The sequence below is a fragment of the Corallococcus sp. RDP092CA genome (assembly GCF_041903675.1).
GTDB lineage: Bacteria > Myxococcota > Myxococcia > Myxococcales > Myxococcaceae > Corallococcus.
Window position 1 is genome coordinate 121,729 of the sequence record NZ_JAYESI010000015.1, and the last position, 15,383, is coordinate 137,111.

Genomic DNA, 15,383 nt, shown 5'->3' on the forward strand with positions numbered 1-15,383 from the left:
GCCGCTGCCCAACCTCGAGGGCCCCCGAGCACGGAAACCCCCTGCCCGATGCGGAACCGACTTGTCTTCACGTCCAGCGCGCTCCTGGTGGCGCTCCATGCCTCTGGCTGTGGCGCGAGCCCCGAAGCCGACACGACGCCCCCGACCAGCGAGGTGAGCCCGCCCGCGCCTGGCCTCCCCACGCCCACCGTGCCGGCCCCCGAGCCGGACGGCACCACGCCCGAGCCCGCCCCCTCGGAGCCAGAGGGCACCCCCGAGCCCCTCCCCTCGGAGACGGAGCCCCCGCAGGACCCCTCCACGCCCGGGCCCACCGCCCCGCCAGAGACCGAGCCGGCTCCCACGCCCACGGGGGTGGATGGCTTCGGCGTGACGATGCTCTACCCCTCGCTGCCCAACGGTGAGGCCTGGGCGCTCGCGGACGACGCGACCGCCGACCCGCGCTTCGATCCGCAGGCCACCATCACCCGCAACGCGGACGGCTCCTGGAAGATGAAGGGCACGAAGGTGCGCATGAGCGCCTTCCCGTCCTCGGGCTACGACGCGAAGAAGATCGACACGTACAACCGCGACGTGCTGGCGAGCCGCGGCTACATGCAGGCGCCCAACGACTGGAAGAACATCGAGATGACCGGCTTCGTGAAGGTCAACGCGGTGAACAACAGCCAGGACAACTTCGCGTGGTACGCGCGCGGCGGGAAGCACAACGACAACCACTCCGGCTGCGAGGGCAGCAGCTACAAGGGCGGCCTGCACTACGACGGGCGCGTGCGCTGGGAGAAGGAGACCTGGCACGTGTCCTACGATCAGACCCCCTACAAGCCGGCCACCTCCGCGCTGATGGGGCGCTGGGTGGGCTTCAAGGCGGTGATGCGCAACGTGCCCGGCGCCGCGGGCGCGGAGGCCGTGAAGCTGGAGCTGTACCTCAATGACAACGCCGACAAGGTGACGTGGACCAAGGTCTACGACCACACCGACGACGGGACCTGGGGCGGTGACGCCGAGCACTGCGGCGGCTCCGTGAGCGCCATGCCCATCACGTGGGGGGGCCCCATCGCCACGTTCCGCTGGGACAACGCCACGGACGTGGACTTCAAGTGGCTGAGCGTCCGGGAGATCCAGCCCTAGGCGGGCCGCACGCTGCGCCGCCTGGAGTGGAGAGGGAGGCCTCGCGGGGCCTCCCTCTTTTTTGTTCGCGGCCCGACGTGGCGCGCGTGGGCTTTCCGACAGCAGGGGGGCGCCGGGGTGCCGCTGGCGGGAGACGCCCTAGCTTCGCAGCCTAGCTGACGGCGGGGCCTTGGGCCGCCCGCGCACAGCCACTCCAGGGCGCGGCCGTCCCGGCCGTGTCCTCCACACGAGGGACGACGTTCATGCGGATCACCTTCCTGGGTCATGCGGGCTTCGCGGTGGAGACCGCCGGAGCGCTCGTCGTCATGGATCCGTGGCTGACGTCCCAGGGGGCCTTCGACTCCGCGTGGATGCAGCTGCCGCGCAACCACCACCTGGCGCCGCGCGTGCGCGAGCTCCTGGAGACGCCGGGCAAGGAGCGCTTCCTCTACATCAGCCACGAGCACAAGGACCACTTCGACCCGGAGTTCCTGGCCACCATCGCCAGGCGGGACTTCACCGTGCTGGTGCCGAAGTTCCGGCGCTCGGAGCTGCGCGACATCTTCGAGAAGTACGGCTGCAAGCGCGTCATCGCGTGCGAGGACTCGCGCGAGATCCCCATCAAGGGCGGCTACATCAAGCTCTTCGTGTCCGAGCAGGGCACCAACCGCGACTCCAGCGTGATGGTGCGCGGCGACGGGCAGTGCTTCCTCAACATCAACGACTGCAAGATGCACGACCGGCTGGCGCGCGTCATCGCGGAGGAGGGGCCCATCGACGTCTTCTCCGCCCAGTTCTCCGGCGCCATCTGGCACCCCACCTGCTACGAGTACCCGCAGGAGACGTACTCGGCCATCAGCCTGAAGAAGCGCGACAGCAAGTTCGAGGCGGTGGCGCGCGCGCTGGAGGTGGTGCAGCCCCGCGCGTACATCGCGGCGGCGGGGCCGGCGGCCTTCCTGGATCCCGCGCTCTTCCGCCTGAACTTCGAGGACGTGAACATCTTCCCGCGCGCGCCGGTGCTCTTCTCCTACCTGGAGAAGCGCGTGCCCGCGCTGCCCACCCGCTACCTGGAGCCCATGCCCGGGGACGTGCTGGACGCGGGCTCGCTGGAGTTCGTGTCCCAGGTGCCAGAGCGCGTGACGACGGAGAACTTCAAGGACTACCTCCACGCCTACGCCAAGGACATGGCCTACGTCTTCCGCGAGCGCCGCCGCAACCTGATGCGCGAGGAGGTGGACGACATCCACGCCCGCCTGCGCGTGGAGCTGCAGCGCAAGCTGGACCTGCTGGACCTGCACGACCGCGTGGGCATGCCGTTCTACGTGGAGCTGACGGAGGCGCCCACGCGGCTGTTGCGCGTGGACTTCAAGAGCCGCCGCGTGGATGAGGTGACGGAGATGCGCGACAAGACGCGCTACGCGATGACGGTGAACGCGTGCGACATCGTGCGCGTGCTCGACAGGAAGCTGAACTGGGAGGACTTCCTCCTGTCCTTCCGCCTGCGCCTCTCTCGCAACCCGGACGTCTACGAGCCCGTGCTGCACGGCTTCCTGGGCGTGGAGGTGGAGGACATCCGCGAGTTCTGCGACGGCATCCGGGCCACGGAGTCCCAGAAGGAGCGCACCGTGGTGGAGGCGGGCGGCAAGCGCTTCTCCATCCTGCGCTTCTGCCCGCACCAGGGCGCGGACCTGTCCGAGGGCTGGGTGGAGGAGGGCCGCTACGTGGTGTGCCCGCGCCACCGCTGGCAGTTCGACCTGGAGAACGGCGGCACGTGCAAGACGAACAACTCCTCGCTCTGCGCGGAGCCCGTCGCGGACAAGCCGGAGAAGGTGGAGCGCGGCGGCGACAAGGCCCCCGCGGACACGGTGCCCGCCGTGGACAAGGCGCCCGTCGAGTCGCCGCGGGTCTGAGGTTCCAGCCGGTCCCGGCCGCGTGGAGGCGCGGTCGGGTCCACGACGCGAGGTGGGCCGGCCGCGTGGAGGCGCGGTCGGGTCAGCGACGGGAGGTGGGGCCGGCCGCCTGCGGCACGAGCAGCTCGAAGCGAATGCGCGCGTTGTCCGTGCGCATCCCCGCGGGGCCCTCCAGGGCGAGCGCGTCCGCGGGCAGCACGCCCTCCCAGACGCGCTGGCCGTCCGCGTACACGGTCAGCACGTTCGCGTCGATGCGGGCGCGCAGCGCGTGCGAGTCACCGGGGGACAGCCGGTCCAGCGGCTCCATGAAGCGCGGCCGCACGGTGGTGTAGCCGGCGTTGCCGCACTCGCTGCTCTCGTGGTCGTCCGGGTTGGACTTGAGCTGGACCACGATGCCCGCGGAGGGCGCGATGCGCCACATGGCGTAGATGACGTTGCAGCCATCCCGGGCGCGCAGCTTGAGGCCCACCTGCTCACGCCGCTGACCGGACGCCAGGGGGATCACGTCCGAGGTGACGCCCAGCCAGGTGAAGCTCAGCTCCGCCTCGTCGCCCGTCGTCTCCGGGGCGATGGCGCGCTGCCTCGGCCCCTCGATGGTGAACCACGTCCCGTCCGGCGCTTCGTCCTGAGGGCTCACGACCCGTCCTTCCGTGACGTGCAGCTGCTGTCGCGTGACGGGGGCCAGGCCCTTGGACGCGGGCGGGTCCGAGCGCGGCGCTCGCTCGCTGGAGGACGCGGGAGATTCCATGGGGGGCCTCGCGCTGCTGCAGGCGCCGTGGCTCAGGAGCAGCGCTCCCGCCCACAGCATCAACGCGCCCGACGTCCCGAGCGCCACCCACCGCCGGTGTCTCGCATCCCTCATGGCCCCGTGCCCCCCAGGAGCGTCCGGAGCGTCTCCACGTGCGCGCCCAGGTAGGCCTGCTCGGCCTGGAGCCTCGCCAGCTCCAGCAGCAGGTAGCCCCGGAAGCGGCGCACCTGGTGCGTCTGCAATTGCTCCACCTCGCGCAGCTGCCCCTCCAGGTCCGACACCAGCGTGGACAGATCGCCCAGCCGCTGCTGCTCGCTCCGCTCGGTGATGCGCAGCTCGCCCAGCAACTGGCGCACGCGCCGGGGCGCGCCGTCCACCGCGTCGCGCGCCTCCTGGCGCCGGCCCTCGCGCGCCTGGGCGTTGGCCCGGCCCTGCCAGAGGTGACCCAGGTTGTAGCCCAGCGTCAGCTGGCCGAAGAGGGGCGTGTCCTGCTGGACGTCGAAGACCTCGTCGTAGCCGCCGCGCACGCTCAGGCGCCAGGCGCCGGCCCTGCGCAGGCCGCCGGACAGGGACTCCACCTCATCGTCCGCGGCCTCGAAGTCGCTGAGCAGCGCGCTCAGCGTCTGTCCCTCCGGCAGCGCGGGCTCGAGCGCCAGCTGCTCGCGGGCCCTGGCCGTGTCATGCGCCAGTGAGCGCAGATGGTCCAGCCGCACCTGCACCGCGTTGAGCTCCTCCAGCGTCGCGCTGCCGTCGCGCAGCTCGTCCCGGAGCTGGGACACCAGCTCCTCCGCGCGGGGCAGGGAGGTGGCCAGCGCCCGGGCCCGCGCGTCCAGCGCGGACGCCTCCCCCAGCCGCGAGCCCTGCTCCACGGCCGCCTGGAGCGCGGCGAGCGCCTGGTAGCGCCGGCACTCGGCCTCCGCGCGGGAGCGCAGCGTGCGGCCGCGATAGATGCCCACGAAGTCGTAGCCCAGCCCCGCGGTGAGGCGCAGCTTGGGTGACCCCAGGGGCGTCTCGTCCGCGCCGCCCACCGCGTCGCCCGCGTTCACCGCGCCGATGCTGGCGAAGACCTCCGGAGCGAACTCCAGGGCGGCCTCCGCGCTCGCGGTGCCGCGCATGCGTTCACAGTAGCCCCTCGCGAGGTCGCCCCGGGCCCGCACCGCCTCCGCTTCCTCCTCCGCCGGTGCCAGGCCCGCCCACAACCCGAGCCCCAGCAGGGCTCCCCTCGCGAGGCTCGTCTGCATCCTCCGCTTCCTTTCCGGTTCGACGACGGGGCTCACAGCATCAACGGAGGACGGCCCAGGTGGAGCAGCGGCTCGCGCGCGCTGGGAGCGTCGCGAAGCTGGAGTTCCACCATCACGCCTCGCAAGTGGTACTGGCGGATGGGGTGCTGCTGGGACACCTCGCCCTCCAGCACGGACCCCACCACGCCCACCTCGCGGCACCAGAAGATCTTGAGCGCGCAGGTGTAGAGCGGAGTGCCCGCCCGGGCGTTCGGCAGGTTCTCGTAGGGCACGAAGGCCACGGTGAGGTTCTGCTCCAGCGCCTTCAGGTACGGCGAGGCGTGCACCACCTGGAGCAGGTGGTCGAAGCGGTGGATGCGGTCATCCAGCGCGCGGAGGTCCGCCTCCAGGCTCTTGTGCTGCGCCTGCGCCCGGGCCAGCGCCAGCACCGACTGCGTGTACTCCCGCTCCAGGAGCAGCGTGTCCGTCGTCAGTCCCTCGGCGGTGTCGTCGCGGCCCAGGCCGTTCTCCGCGGCGGTCAGCCCCTGGCTCTCGCGCCGGAGCGTGTCCAGCCGCATGTCCAGGTCCACCGTCTCCTGCGCCAGCGACAGGTTGCTCTGCGCCATCTGCGCCAGGTGGTGGTTGGTGGTGAGCACGTCCTCGCGCTCCATCAGCTTCGCGCCATAGAGCGCGGTCGTGCGCGTGCGCGCGAGGCCGCTGTACGCGCGGTTGGACTCGGCGATCTCCTCGCCCGCGCGCAGGTACTCCTGGCGCAGCGCGCCCAGCCGCCTCGCCAGCCGGTCGCGGGAGGCCTTCTCTCCCTTCAGCGCCACGATGAAGCGCTGCTGGAAGGACCGCTCCGTGTTCGCGGTGCGCTCGGCCTCCTGGAGGCGGTCGGACGCCTCGCGCCGCTTCGCCACCAGCCCGTCCCGCTCCGACTCCTGCTGCGCCGCCTGCGCGTTCAGGGACAGCACGTTGGGGTCGGTGGGCGACAGGATGGTGGGCGCCGCCCAGCTGTTGCTCGCCAGGAAGAAGCCCTGCACCGCGAGGAACGACATCAGGCCCAGGAGGATCAGCGTCAGCAGCACCGATCCCATGAACTTGTAGGCGGACACCGCGACGGAGTTGAGCCGGTTGGCGACCTGTTGGTTCATGACGGGGTTCCCTCGCCTGCGGAGTTGGACGTGAGGTTCGCGGGGGTGGGGGCGGGGGCCGGGGCTGGCGCCGGAGTCGGGACCGGAGCCGCGACCGGGACGGGCCTCGGGACCGGCATCGGGTTCGGGGTCGGGGTCGGGGCCGGCGTGGCGCTGCCGCGCGTCTCCCAGCTCCCGGAGTCCAGCGTCAGGAGCGCCAGGGGCGTGAAGAGGGCGTAGGTCACCGGCATGAGCAGCGCCATGGGCAGGAAGCTCACGGGATGCACGCGCCGGTCCTCCGGCAGGTAGCGCGTCTCCATCCGGTAGATGAAGCCCAGCAGGCCAATCACCAGGAAGTGGAACGCGAGGATGTCCCAGAACTCGCCGTTGAGCAGGTTGTGGACGATGACCACCGGATACGACAGCAGCAGCGCCAGCTGCGACACGTAGTGCACGGTGATGACGGGGTGCAGCCGCCACGCGTGCGACAGGCCGCAGATCAGGTCCACCAGGTTGGAGCGCCGCCAGCGCAGCTGCTGGCTGAAGTAGCCCGCGAGCGTGGACGGCGCGGCGGTGAAGCAGTACGCGTCCAGCGTGTAGACCGTCTCGTAGTCGTGCTTGACGATCTGCCGCGTGAGGAAGCGGTCCTCGCCGTACTTGATGGGGATGCCCGCGATGGCGCGCGCCTCCAGGATGGGCTCCAGCTCCAGCAGCACGGAGCGGCGATAGGCCGTCAGACATCCGGACAGACACATCACCTGGCGGAACGAGCGCTCCAGGTCCTTCAGCCACTTCTGGGCGAAGTGGAACTTGATTTCGATCATCCGCGTCAGCCAGTTCTGGTGGCGGTTGATGACGAAGGTGCGCCCGCCCACGGCGGCCACGTTGGGGTGCACGAAGCGGCGGATGAGCTGACGCACGGCGCTGCGCTCCACCACCACGTCGGAGTCCACGGAGACGATGATCTCCGCGTCCTCGGCGGCGCGGACGCCCCGGTTGATGCCCTTGCGCTTGCCCATGTTCTCCGGGTTGCGCATCACCCGGACGTTGGGGTGGCCCTCCGCGGCCTTGGTCGCCCACGCGACGCTGTCGTCGCGCGAGCAGTCATCCACGACGATGATCTCCGTCAGCTCGCGGGGATAGTCCTGATCCAGCAGCGCCTTGACGGTGTGGTAGATGCCCTGGCCTTCGTTGAACAGCGGAACGACGATGGCGACCTTCGGGCGGTAGGTGTCGTCCACGCGCTCGAACCGCCGCCCCTTCAGCCGCCGCAGGAAGGGGCCGAGGATGTAGCGGTTCATCAAGACGACGATGAACAGCAAATGGATGGGAAACAGTTCCATCGGCCCCGCGCGCCCCCTACGCCCCGGAAGGGCCCCGGGAACCTCCCGGAGCCCTTCCTCCCGTCCCCAGACGGCCGCTCCACCCATGTGAAGCGCCGGAAGGTTGGGGTGCTTCGTACGTCCCGCCAACTGTCCGGGACCGGTGGGCCGGGGGCTGTCCGCGAGCCTTCATCCTCGCGATTTCCCGTTCCCCAGGCGGGCGCGGGGGGCGGGCGTCACTGCCCGTCAGGCCAACGCGGGGGCAGCGCTGACGCCCGGGCCAGGTCGCGCTCCAGCTCCGCCTCCCGCGCCTGACGCTGGTCGGGGGAGGGGAACGCGATGGCCGCCAGCGACTCGCGCGCGGCGGCGGCGACGCGGTCCACTCCGTCCCGGGAGATGACGCCCGCGTGGAAGGCATCCACCGCCGCGCCCACATAGGTGTCGAAGAAGAAGACGTGCCGCTCGCGCCAGGCGTCGCGCTGCTCCTGGGGCGTCGCCACCACGTCGTGGATGAACACGGCGCGCACCGCCTGGGGCAGCGCCTCGCGCATCCTCGCGCCGAACTCCACGTCGCCCTGGCCGCTGTCACCCACGAAGACGAAGCCGTACTCGGGGAAGAGGCGGGCGTACTGCTCGAAGTTCTCGAGCTTCTTCCGCGCGATGCGCGTGTTGCCCAGCAGGGAGAAGAAGCTGCCGGAGAGCATCACCGCCAGCGGCACGCCGCGCTCGCGCAGGGAGTCCAGCGTCGCGTTCTCGATGAGGCCCAGCGGGTCCTGCGGACGGGCGCTCACGAAGACGAGGTCGCCCGCGCGGCTCGGGATGATGCCCGGCCCCCGGTCCAGCTCCTGGTAGAACGCGAGCACGCCCGGGTACACCGTCTTTGGCGGGTAGCGCCTGTCCACCCAGTTGACGAAGAGCGTGTCGTCGATGTCGCTCAGGACCTTGTTCTCCCCGCTGGGGAACGCCCGGGCCTCGCGCTCGAAGTGGGCGAGCAGCTCCGCGCGCACCGCCCCGTCGTCCACGTCGTCGAACACCAGCTTGTGCAGGTCGTGGGACTCGCCGCCCGCCTCCAGCAGGTTCTTGAACGCGGTCAGCTCGCGGCCCTTCAGCCCCAGGAACAGGTCGCGCAGCCGGCGCTCCGCCTGCGTGGGCGTGGCGCCCTGCTGGAGCGCGGAGGCCAGCGACGCGCGCACCGGCAGGGACAGCTCCGCCGCCCGGCGCGTGCACAGCAGGTCCAGGAGCGCCGTGTGGTGGGCCGGGCCCACCAGCCGGTCGTCCAGGTCCGACAGGAGGTGCACCAGATCCACGTTGGACAGGAGGTGGTTCAGCTCCTCGCGGGTGGCGCCCTCCAGCAGGTCCAGGATGCGGCGCTCGTCGTCGCGGTCCGTGTGGCCCGTCATCTCCCGGCGCAGCGCCTGGAGCTTCGTCGTCGCGGTGGACAGGTCCATGCGTGTCTCTCCCCCGGAGCCTCGCTCCGCCCGGCGTCCGCGCCCGGGCCGCGGAGCCTACGCGCCCGCCGAGCGGCCGGGCCAGCCCCCGTGACAGGCGCGGCGGTTCCTGATTGCCTGGGAGCCATGACGGTGCCCCCTTCCTCCACGCCCCTCGACCTGCGTCCCGACGAGGTCCACGTGTGGATCGTCGAGCCCGAGCGCATCGACGACCCGCGCCTCCTGGAGGCCTACAAGGCCCTGCTGGACCCTGGTGAGCGCGAGCGGCAGCGGCGCTTCCACTTCGAGCGGCACCAGCGGCAGTACCTGGTGTCCCATGCGCTGGTGCGGCTGACCCTGTCCCGCTACGCGCCCGTCGCGCCGGAGGCCTGGCGCTTCGTCCCCAACGAGTACGGCCGTCCCGCCATCGTGGGCCCGGAGGGCCAGTGGCTGCGCTTCAACCTGAGCCACACCGACGGCATGGCCCTGGTCGCGGTGGGCCGCGACGTGGACCTGGGCGCGGACATCGAGGACGCGGAGCGGCCGGGCGAGACCGTGGAGATCGCCGACCACTACTTCGCGAAGATGGAGGTGCAGGCCCTGCGCTCGCTGCCGAAGGAGCGCCAGCGCGAGCGCTTCTTCGAGTACTGGACCCTGAAGGAGGCCTACATCAAGGCGCGCGGCGCGGGCCTGTCCCTGCCGTTGGATCAGTTCGCCTTCGACCTGGCGCCGGAGCAGATGCCCCGCATCCACTTCGACCCGCGGATGAACGACCTGCCGGACGTGTGGCAGTTCATGCAGCACAGGCCGTCCCCCCGGCATCAGGCGGCGGTGGCCTTCCGCAGGCCCCGCGGCGGGCCGTTCACGGTGCGCTGGCAGCACACCGTGCCGCTGGCCGGGGACATGGCCCCCCTCGTCAAGACGGCCTAGGGCTGCGCGGTCATCCAGCGCGTCAGGTCCTCGCGCACGGCCGCCAGCACCGGCGGCCCGTGCGTGCGGATGAAGAAGTGGCCGCCCTCGAAGTGGCGGATGCGCACGTCGGCGGTGGACTCCTCGCGCCAGTGCTCCATCATGTCCAGCCCCACGTGCTTGTCCCCCTTGCCCGCGTACACGGACAGCGGGATGTCCAGCGGGGTCGTGTCCGCGCCGTTGTCCGACCAGGCCAGCGCGAAGTCCGCGCGCAGCGTGGGGAGGATGAGCTCCAGCAGCTCCTTGTGCTGGAGGACCTCCTCCGGCGTGCCGTCGTACTCGCGCAGCTTCGCGATGAAGCCCGCGTCGGGCAGCGTGTGGATGGCCTCTCGGTCGTTGTGCGCCGGCGGGGGCGCCGCCGCCGCGATGAAGCCCAGCGGCTTCGGACCGCCCTGGCGCTGCAGCGTCCGCGCCACCTCCAAGCCGATGCGCGCCCCCATGCTGTAGCCGAACAGCGCGAAGGGCCGGTCCAGCAGCGGCGTCAGCGCCGGCATCAGCACCTCCATCAGTGCCGGCAGCGTCTTCAGCGCGGGCTCCATCAGGCGCCGCTCGCGCCCGGGCAGCTGCACCGCGCACAGCTCCACTCCCGTGGGCAGCGCATGCAGCCACGGCGTGTAGATGGCCGCGCTGCCGCCGGCGAAGGGCAGGCAGAACAGGCGCAGGCGCGGCTCCGGAAGCGGCTTGCGGGAGGGGAACCAGCGGTCGAGGACGGGAGGGGTTGCGCTTGCCATGGCGCGGCCGTCTATACCACGCGCCCCCCGCGCGAAAATCCCCTCCCGCGCTCCCGGAGAAGGCCCCGGACGCGGCCCGGGGGCCGCGTGAGACATCCATCCCGGCGGGTTGCCCGGCCATGTTTCACCGCCCCCTCCCGCATGTCGCATCCGCGGTGTCTCAAGGCCGGAGGGCGCGGAAACTTTCATGGGCACGGTTGGGCCCGGGGAGGGATGTGCTAGCTTCCCGGGCCGTGAGCTACGAGCTTTCACATCTTGAGGCGCTGGAAGCCGAGTCCATCTTCATCATCCGGGAAGTCGCGGCGGAGCTGGACCGGCCGGTGCTGCTCTTCTCCGGTGGGAAGGACTCCGCGGTGATGTTGCACCTGGCGGTGAAGGCCTTCTGGCCCGCGCCGCTGCCGTTTCCGCTGATGCACGTGGACACGGGGCACAACTTCCCGGAGGTCATCCAGTATCGCGACGAACGGGTGGCGGAGCTGGGCGCGCGGCTCATCGTCGCGTCCGTGCAGGAGGCCATCGACGCCGGGAAGGTGACGGAGGAGAAGGGCCCGCGCGCGTCCCGCAACCGGCTGCAGACGCAGCCGCTGCTGGAGGCCATCGAGAAGAACGGCTTCAACGCCGTCTTCGGCGGCGCCCGGCGCGACGAGGAGAAGGCCCGCGCGAAGGAGCGCGTGTATTCCTTCCGCGACGAGTTCGGCCAGTGGGACCCGAAGAACCAGCGGCCGGAGCTGTGGGCGCTCTACAACGGCCGCCACCGCCGGGGCGAGCACCTGCGCGTCTTCCCCCTGTCCAACTGGACCGAGCTGGACATCTGGCAGTACATCGGCCGGGAGAGCGTGGCGCTGCCGTCCATCTACTACACGCACCGGCGCGAGGTGTTCCGCCGGGACGGCATGCTGATGGCCTGGTCGCCCTTCATGTCCATGCTGCCCGGTGAGACGGTGACGACGGAGACGGTGCGCTTCCGCACCGTGGGGGACATGACGTGCACCGCGTGCGTGCCGTCCACCGCGTCCACCGTGGAGCAGGTCATCGCGGAGGTGACGGCCTCCCGCGTGACGGAGCGTGGCGCCAGCCGCGCGGACGACAAGTTCTCTGAGACGGCGATGGAAGACCGCAAGCGCGAGGGATACTTCTAGTGGAACTGCTGAGATTCGCGACCGCGGGCTCCGTGGATGACGGCAAGAGCACCCTCATCGGGCGGCTGTTGTACGACACGAAGTCCATCCTCGAGGACCAGCTCGCCGCGGTGGAGCGCACGAGCCAGGCCCGGGGCGACGAGTACGTCAACCTGGCGCTGCTCCTGGACGGCCTGAAGGCCGAGCGCGAGCAGGGCATCACCATCGACGTGGCGTACCGCTACTTCTCCACCCAGAAGCGCAAGTTCATCATCGCGGACACGCCCGGACACCTCCAGTACACGCGCAACATGGTGACGGGCGCGTCCACGGCGGACCTGGCGCTCATCCTGGTGGACGCGCGCAAGGGCGTGCTGGAGCAGACGCGCCGCCACGCCTTCATCGCGTCGCTGCTGCGCGTGCCGCACCTGGTGCTGTGCGTGAACAAGATGGACCTGGTGGACTTCGACCAGGCCGTCTTCGATCGCATCCGGGAGGAGTTCCGCCAGTTCTCCATGAAGCTGGACGTGACGGACCTGTCGTTCATCCCCATCTCCGCGCTGGGCGGGGACAACGTGGTGACGCGCTCGGAGAAGATGCCCTGGTACCAGGGCCCCACGCTCCTGCACCACCTGGAGAACGTGCACATCGCGTCCGACCGGGACCTCATCCACCTGCGCTTCCCCGTGCAGGGCGTCATCCGGCCGGCGTCCGCGAAGAAGTTCCACGACTACCGCGCGTACTCCGGGCAGCTGCTGGGCGGCGTGATGCGCCCGGGCGACGAGGTGATGGTGATGCCGTCCGGCTTCACCACGCGCATCAAGGCGCTGGAGCTGGCCGGCAAGCCGCTGACGGAGGCGTTCCCGCCCATGTCGGTGAACGTGTCGCTGGAGGAGGAGCTGGACATCAGCCGCGGCGACATGCTGTGCCGCCCGGGCAACCCCCCCACCGCGAGCCAGGACATCGACGCGATGGTGTGCTGGCTGTCCGAGTCGACGCAGCTCAACAGCGGCTCGCGGCTGGCCATCAAGCACACCACCCGCGTGGCGCGCGCCATGGTGAAGCAGCTGCACTACCGGCTGGACGTCAACACGCTGCACCGCGACGAGCAGAGCCCGGGCCTGAAGCTCAACGAGGTGGGCCGGGTGACGCTGCGCACGACGGTGCCGTTGTTCTTCGACGAGTACCGCCGCAACCGCAGCACCGGCAGCTTCATCCTCATCGACGAAGGCACCAACGCCACCGTGGGCGCGGGGATGATCAACGGCCCCGCGGTGGACAGGTAGGGAGTGGCGATGCAACAGCGTCCGGGCTTCATCCTCTGGTTCACTGGCATGTCCGGCGCGGGCAAGAGCACGCTGTCCACCGCGGTGGCGCGGCAGCTCGCGCCCGTGCAGCGCGTGGAGCTGCTCGACGGGGACGAGGTGCGCACGTACCTCTCCCGCGGGCTGGGCTTCAGCCGCGCGGACCGCGAGGAGAACGTCCGGCGCATCGGCTACGTGGCGCGGGTGCTGGCCCGGCACGAGGTGGGCGTCATCACCGCCGCCATCTCCCCGTACAAGAGCTCCCGGGACGAGGTGCGCGCCCTGGCCACCCAGGCCGGCATCCCGTTCCTGGAGTGCTACGTCCAGGCCAGCCTGGACGCGCTCATCGCCCGGGACGTGAAGGGGCTCTACAAGAAGGCCCTGGCCGGGGAGATCCCCCACTTCACCGGCGTGTCGGACCCCTACGAGCCGCCCGAGGCCCCCGAAATCATCGTCCGCTCGGACGCGGAGACGGTGGAGGTGGGGCTGGAGCGCATCCTCGACACGCTGCGGGACCGGGGGCTGCTGGCCCCCGCCGCGAGCGCCGCCTGAGACGGCCGCCGCTTTTCGGCTAGGCTCGCGGCCCTGGAGGGGGTCCGCAGGCCGTGCTGATGCTCGTCTACAACCCAGGGCAGCCGGATGAGCTGTCCTACCCGCTGGGGGACGCGCCCATCACCATTGGCCGCGCGGACGACCAGGGCATCTGCATCCCCCACCGCAGCCTGTCGCGCCAGCACGCCCGCATCGAGCCCTCCGACGGGCGCTTCTTCGTCACCGACCTCCAGAGCAAGAACGGCACCTTCGTCAACGGCGTGCAGATCCGCCGCAAGGAGCTGCGCCCCGGCGACACGCTGACGCTGGGCGAGCTCGTCTTCCTGCTCACCTACGAGCCGCCCCCGGCCGCGCCCTCGGGCCCGCCCGGCGCGTCGCCCGACGAGCCCCGCCCCCAGCTCACGCGCGCGCTCACCCGCGTGCCGCTGAAGACGCTGGTGCAGGCGGTGTCCGGCGCGGAGCAGTCCCCGGTGGAGGCCCCGGGCGCGGCCGCGCGCTCGCGCGAGCAGCTGCGCATCCTCCAGGAGGTGGCGAAGCTGCTGTCCGTCACCGACGACCTGGAGGCGCTGCCCGGCAAGGTGCTGGACCTGGCGTTCCAGATCCTCCACGTGGACCGGGGCGTCATCCTGCTGGTGGACGAGGCCACCGGGAAGCTGGAGCCGCGCGTCACCAAGACGGCGGAGGGCGCGGCCGTGCGCGGGCCCATCTACAGCCAGAACATCGTGGACTTCGTGCTGCGCCGGAGCGTGGCGGCGCTCTTCTCCGACGCGGTGAATGATCCGCGCCTGGGCGCCGCGGAGTCCGTCATCTTCAGCTCCATCCGCGCCTCCATGTGCGTGCCGCTCAAGCCGCGCGACGAGGTGCTGGGCGTGCTGTACGTGGACAACCTCTCCACGCCCAAGAGCTTCTCCGAGGACGACCTGGACTTCCTCGTCGCCTTCGCCGGGCAGGCGGCGCTCGCGCTGGAGAACGCCCGGCTCTACCGCCGCATCGAGCAGGAGACGGTGCAGCGCATGCAGCTCATCATGGACGCGAAGCTGGCCTCGCTCGCGACGCTGGTGGGCGGCATGGCGCACGAGCTGCGCAACCCGCTCAACTTCATCAGCAACTTCGCCGGCCTCTCCGTGGGCCTCGCGGAGGACCTGGCCGGCGTGCTGGAGCCGCAGCGCGAGCGGCTGACGCCAGACGCCGTGCGCGACGTGGACGAGGCGCTCGTGAGCCTGCGCACCAACGTCCAGAAGATCCGCGAGCACGGCCGCCGCGCGGACGCGATCATCCAGGGCATGCTCCAGCACGCGCGCCGCTCCCCCGGCCCGCGCGAGCCGGTGGACCTGAACGCCCTGGTGGCGGAGAGCGTGGCCCTGGGGCAGGGCGGCATGCGCGGCGAGCCCCTGGCCGTCCGCCTGGAGGCCGAGTACGACCCGGCCGTGGGGTGGCTGGAGCTCAGCCGCGCGGACGTGGGCCGCGTCATCATCAACGTCGTGGACAACGCGCTCTACGCCATGCGTCAGAAGCGCCAGGCGCTGGGCGCCACCTACGCGCCGGTCCTCAAGGTTCGCACCCTCGCGCGTCCAGAGCAGGTGGAGCTCCGGCTGCGCGACAACGGGCCGGGCATCCCCGCGGAGAGCGCGGGAAGAATCTTCGACCCCTTCTTCACGACGAAGCCGCCTGGGCAGGGGACGGGCCTGGGGCTGTCGCTCAGTCATGACATCATCGTGCAGGGCCACCAGGGCACGTTCCGCATGGAGACGGCGCCGGGTGAGTTCACGGAGTTCGTCATCACCCTGCCCAGGCGGGGAGGACGGTCAGCAATGGAGCGAGGCTCGGGAACGCGATGAAGAACCC

13 protein-coding genes are annotated in these 15,383 nt (G+C 71.0%); 7 read left to right on the top strand and 6 right to left on the bottom strand.

Annotated features, from left to right (window positions below; genetic code table 11):
* The first annotated feature begins 48 nt into the window (after positions 1-48).
* Positions 49-1,125, top strand: coding sequence for a carbohydrate-binding protein (locus tag U8525_RS17975; protein ID WP_374267268.1), 1,077 nt, complete (start codon positions 49-51; stop codon positions 1,123-1,125).
* A 242-nt stretch (positions 1,126-1,367) separates the two neighbouring features.
* Positions 1,368-3,014, top strand: coding sequence for a Rieske 2Fe-2S domain-containing protein (locus tag U8525_RS17980; RefSeq protein ID WP_374267270.1), 1,647 nt, complete (start codon positions 1,368-1,370; stop codon positions 3,012-3,014).
* Positions 3,015-3,096: 82 nt separating this feature from the next.
* Here U8525_RS17980 and U8525_RS17985 read toward each other — a convergent pair whose 3' ends face one another.
* The 5 genes from U8525_RS17985 to U8525_RS18005 form a co-directional block, all read right to left on the bottom strand.
* A complete protein-coding gene (locus U8525_RS17985; RefSeq protein WP_374267272.1) occupies positions 3,097-3,762 on the bottom strand; it encodes a hypothetical protein in 666 nt (221 codons plus the stop codon).
* A gap of 110 nt (positions 3,763-3,872) precedes the next feature.
* A complete protein-coding gene (locus U8525_RS17990; protein ID WP_374267274.1) occupies positions 3,873-5,003 on the bottom strand; it encodes a hypothetical protein in 1,131 nt (376 codons plus the stop codon).
* Between the two features lie 32 nt (positions 5,004-5,035).
* On the bottom strand, positions 5,036-6,136 hold the full coding sequence (locus tag U8525_RS17995; RefSeq protein WP_374267276.1) for a hypothetical protein: 1,101 nt from the start codon (positions 6,134-6,136) through the stop codon (positions 5,036-5,038).
* On the bottom strand, positions 6,133-7,458 hold the full coding sequence (locus U8525_RS18000) for a glycosyltransferase family 2 protein (protein ID WP_374267278.1): 1,326 nt from the start codon (positions 7,456-7,458) through the stop codon (positions 6,133-6,135). Before U8525_RS18000 ends, U8525_RS17995 begins: the two co-directional genes overlap by 4 nt.
* 215 nt (positions 7,459-7,673) lie before the next feature.
* Entirely contained in the window at positions 7,674-8,885 is a 1,212-nt protein-coding gene (locus U8525_RS18005; protein WP_374267280.1) for a phosphatase domain-containing protein, read from the bottom strand.
* Between the two features lie 126 nt (positions 8,886-9,011).
* On the opposite strand from U8525_RS18005, the gene U8525_RS18010 reads away from it, so the two are divergent.
* Positions 9,012-9,794, top strand: a complete 783-nt coding sequence (locus U8525_RS18010; RefSeq protein WP_374267282.1) for a 4'-phosphopantetheinyl transferase superfamily protein — start codon at positions 9,012-9,014, stop codon at positions 9,792-9,794.
* Here U8525_RS18010 and U8525_RS18015 read toward each other — a convergent pair.
* Positions 9,791-10,564 (bottom strand): thioesterase II family protein, encoded by a 774-nt coding sequence (locus U8525_RS18015; protein WP_374267284.1) that lies wholly within the window; start codon positions 10,562-10,564, stop codon positions 9,791-9,793. The genes U8525_RS18010 and U8525_RS18015 overlap by 4 nt on opposite strands.
* Before the next feature lie 233 nt (positions 10,565-10,797).
* On the opposite strand from U8525_RS18015, the gene cysD reads away from it, so the two are divergent.
* The 4 genes from cysD to U8525_RS18035 are packed head-to-tail and all read left to right on the top strand — an operon-like array spanning position 10,798 to position 15,376.
* Positions 10,798-11,703 (top strand): sulfate adenylyltransferase subunit CysD, encoded by a 906-nt coding sequence (cysD, locus tag U8525_RS18020; RefSeq protein ID WP_374267286.1) that lies wholly within the window; start codon positions 10,798-10,800, stop codon positions 11,701-11,703.
* Positions 11,703-12,968 carry a sulfate adenylyltransferase subunit 1 gene (locus U8525_RS18025; RefSeq protein WP_374267288.1) on the top strand — a complete coding sequence of 422 codons (1,266 nt, stop codon included), beginning with the start codon at positions 11,703-11,705 and terminating at the stop codon, positions 12,966-12,968. The genes cysD and U8525_RS18025 overlap by 1 nt, the downstream gene beginning before the upstream one ends.
* A 9-nt stretch (positions 12,969-12,977) precedes the next feature.
* Entirely contained in the window at positions 12,978-13,538 is a 561-nt protein-coding gene (gene cysC / locus U8525_RS18030) for an adenylyl-sulfate kinase (protein ID WP_374267290.1), read from the top strand.
* Between the two features lie 59 nt (positions 13,539-13,597).
* Positions 13,598-15,376: an FHA domain-containing protein gene (locus U8525_RS18035; RefSeq protein ID WP_374267423.1), complete on the top strand. Its 1,779-nt coding sequence runs from the start codon at positions 13,598-13,600 to the stop codon at positions 15,374-15,376.
* The last annotated feature ends 7 nt before the right edge of the window (positions 15,377-15,383 follow it).

Excerpts from the sequence above, each read along its gene's own strand:
- U8525_RS17975 (WP_374267268.1), top strand. The coding sequence starts at position 49 with ATGCGGAACCGACTTGTCTTCACGTCCAGCGCGCTCCTGGTGGCGCTC.
- U8525_RS17980 (WP_374267270.1), top strand. The coding sequence starts at position 1,368 with ATGCGGATCACCTTCCTGGGTCATGCGGGCTTCGCGGTGGAGACCGCC.
- U8525_RS17985 (WP_374267272.1), bottom strand. The coding sequence starts at position 3,762 with ATGGAATCTCCCGCGTCCTCCAGCGAGCGAGCGCCGCGCTCGGACCCG.
- U8525_RS17990 (WP_374267274.1), bottom strand. The coding sequence starts at position 5,003 with ATGCAGACGAGCCTCGCGAGGGGAGCCCTGCTGGGGCTCGGGTTGTGG.
- U8525_RS17995 (WP_374267276.1), bottom strand. The coding sequence starts at position 6,136 with ATGAACCAACAGGTCGCCAACCGGCTCAACTCCGTCGCGGTGTCCGCC.
- U8525_RS18000 (WP_374267278.1), bottom strand. The coding sequence starts at position 7,458 with ATGGAACTGTTTCCCATCCATTTGCTGTTCATCGTCGTCTTGATGAAC.
- U8525_RS18005 (WP_374267280.1), bottom strand. The coding sequence starts at position 8,885 with ATGGACCTGTCCACCGCGACGACGAAGCTCCAGGCGCTGCGCCGGGAG.
- U8525_RS18010 (WP_374267282.1), top strand. The coding sequence starts at position 9,012 with ATGACGGTGCCCCCTTCCTCCACGCCCCTCGACCTGCGTCCCGACGAG.
- U8525_RS18015 (WP_374267284.1), bottom strand. The coding sequence starts at position 10,564 with ATGGCAAGCGCAACCCCTCCCGTCCTCGACCGCTGGTTCCCCTCCCGC.
- cysC (WP_374267290.1), top strand. The coding sequence starts at position 12,978 with ATGCAACAGCGTCCGGGCTTCATCCTCTGGTTCACTGGCATGTCCGGC.
- U8525_RS18035 (WP_374267423.1), top strand. The coding sequence starts at position 13,598 with ATGCTCGTCTACAACCCAGGGCAGCCGGATGAGCTGTCCTACCCGCTG.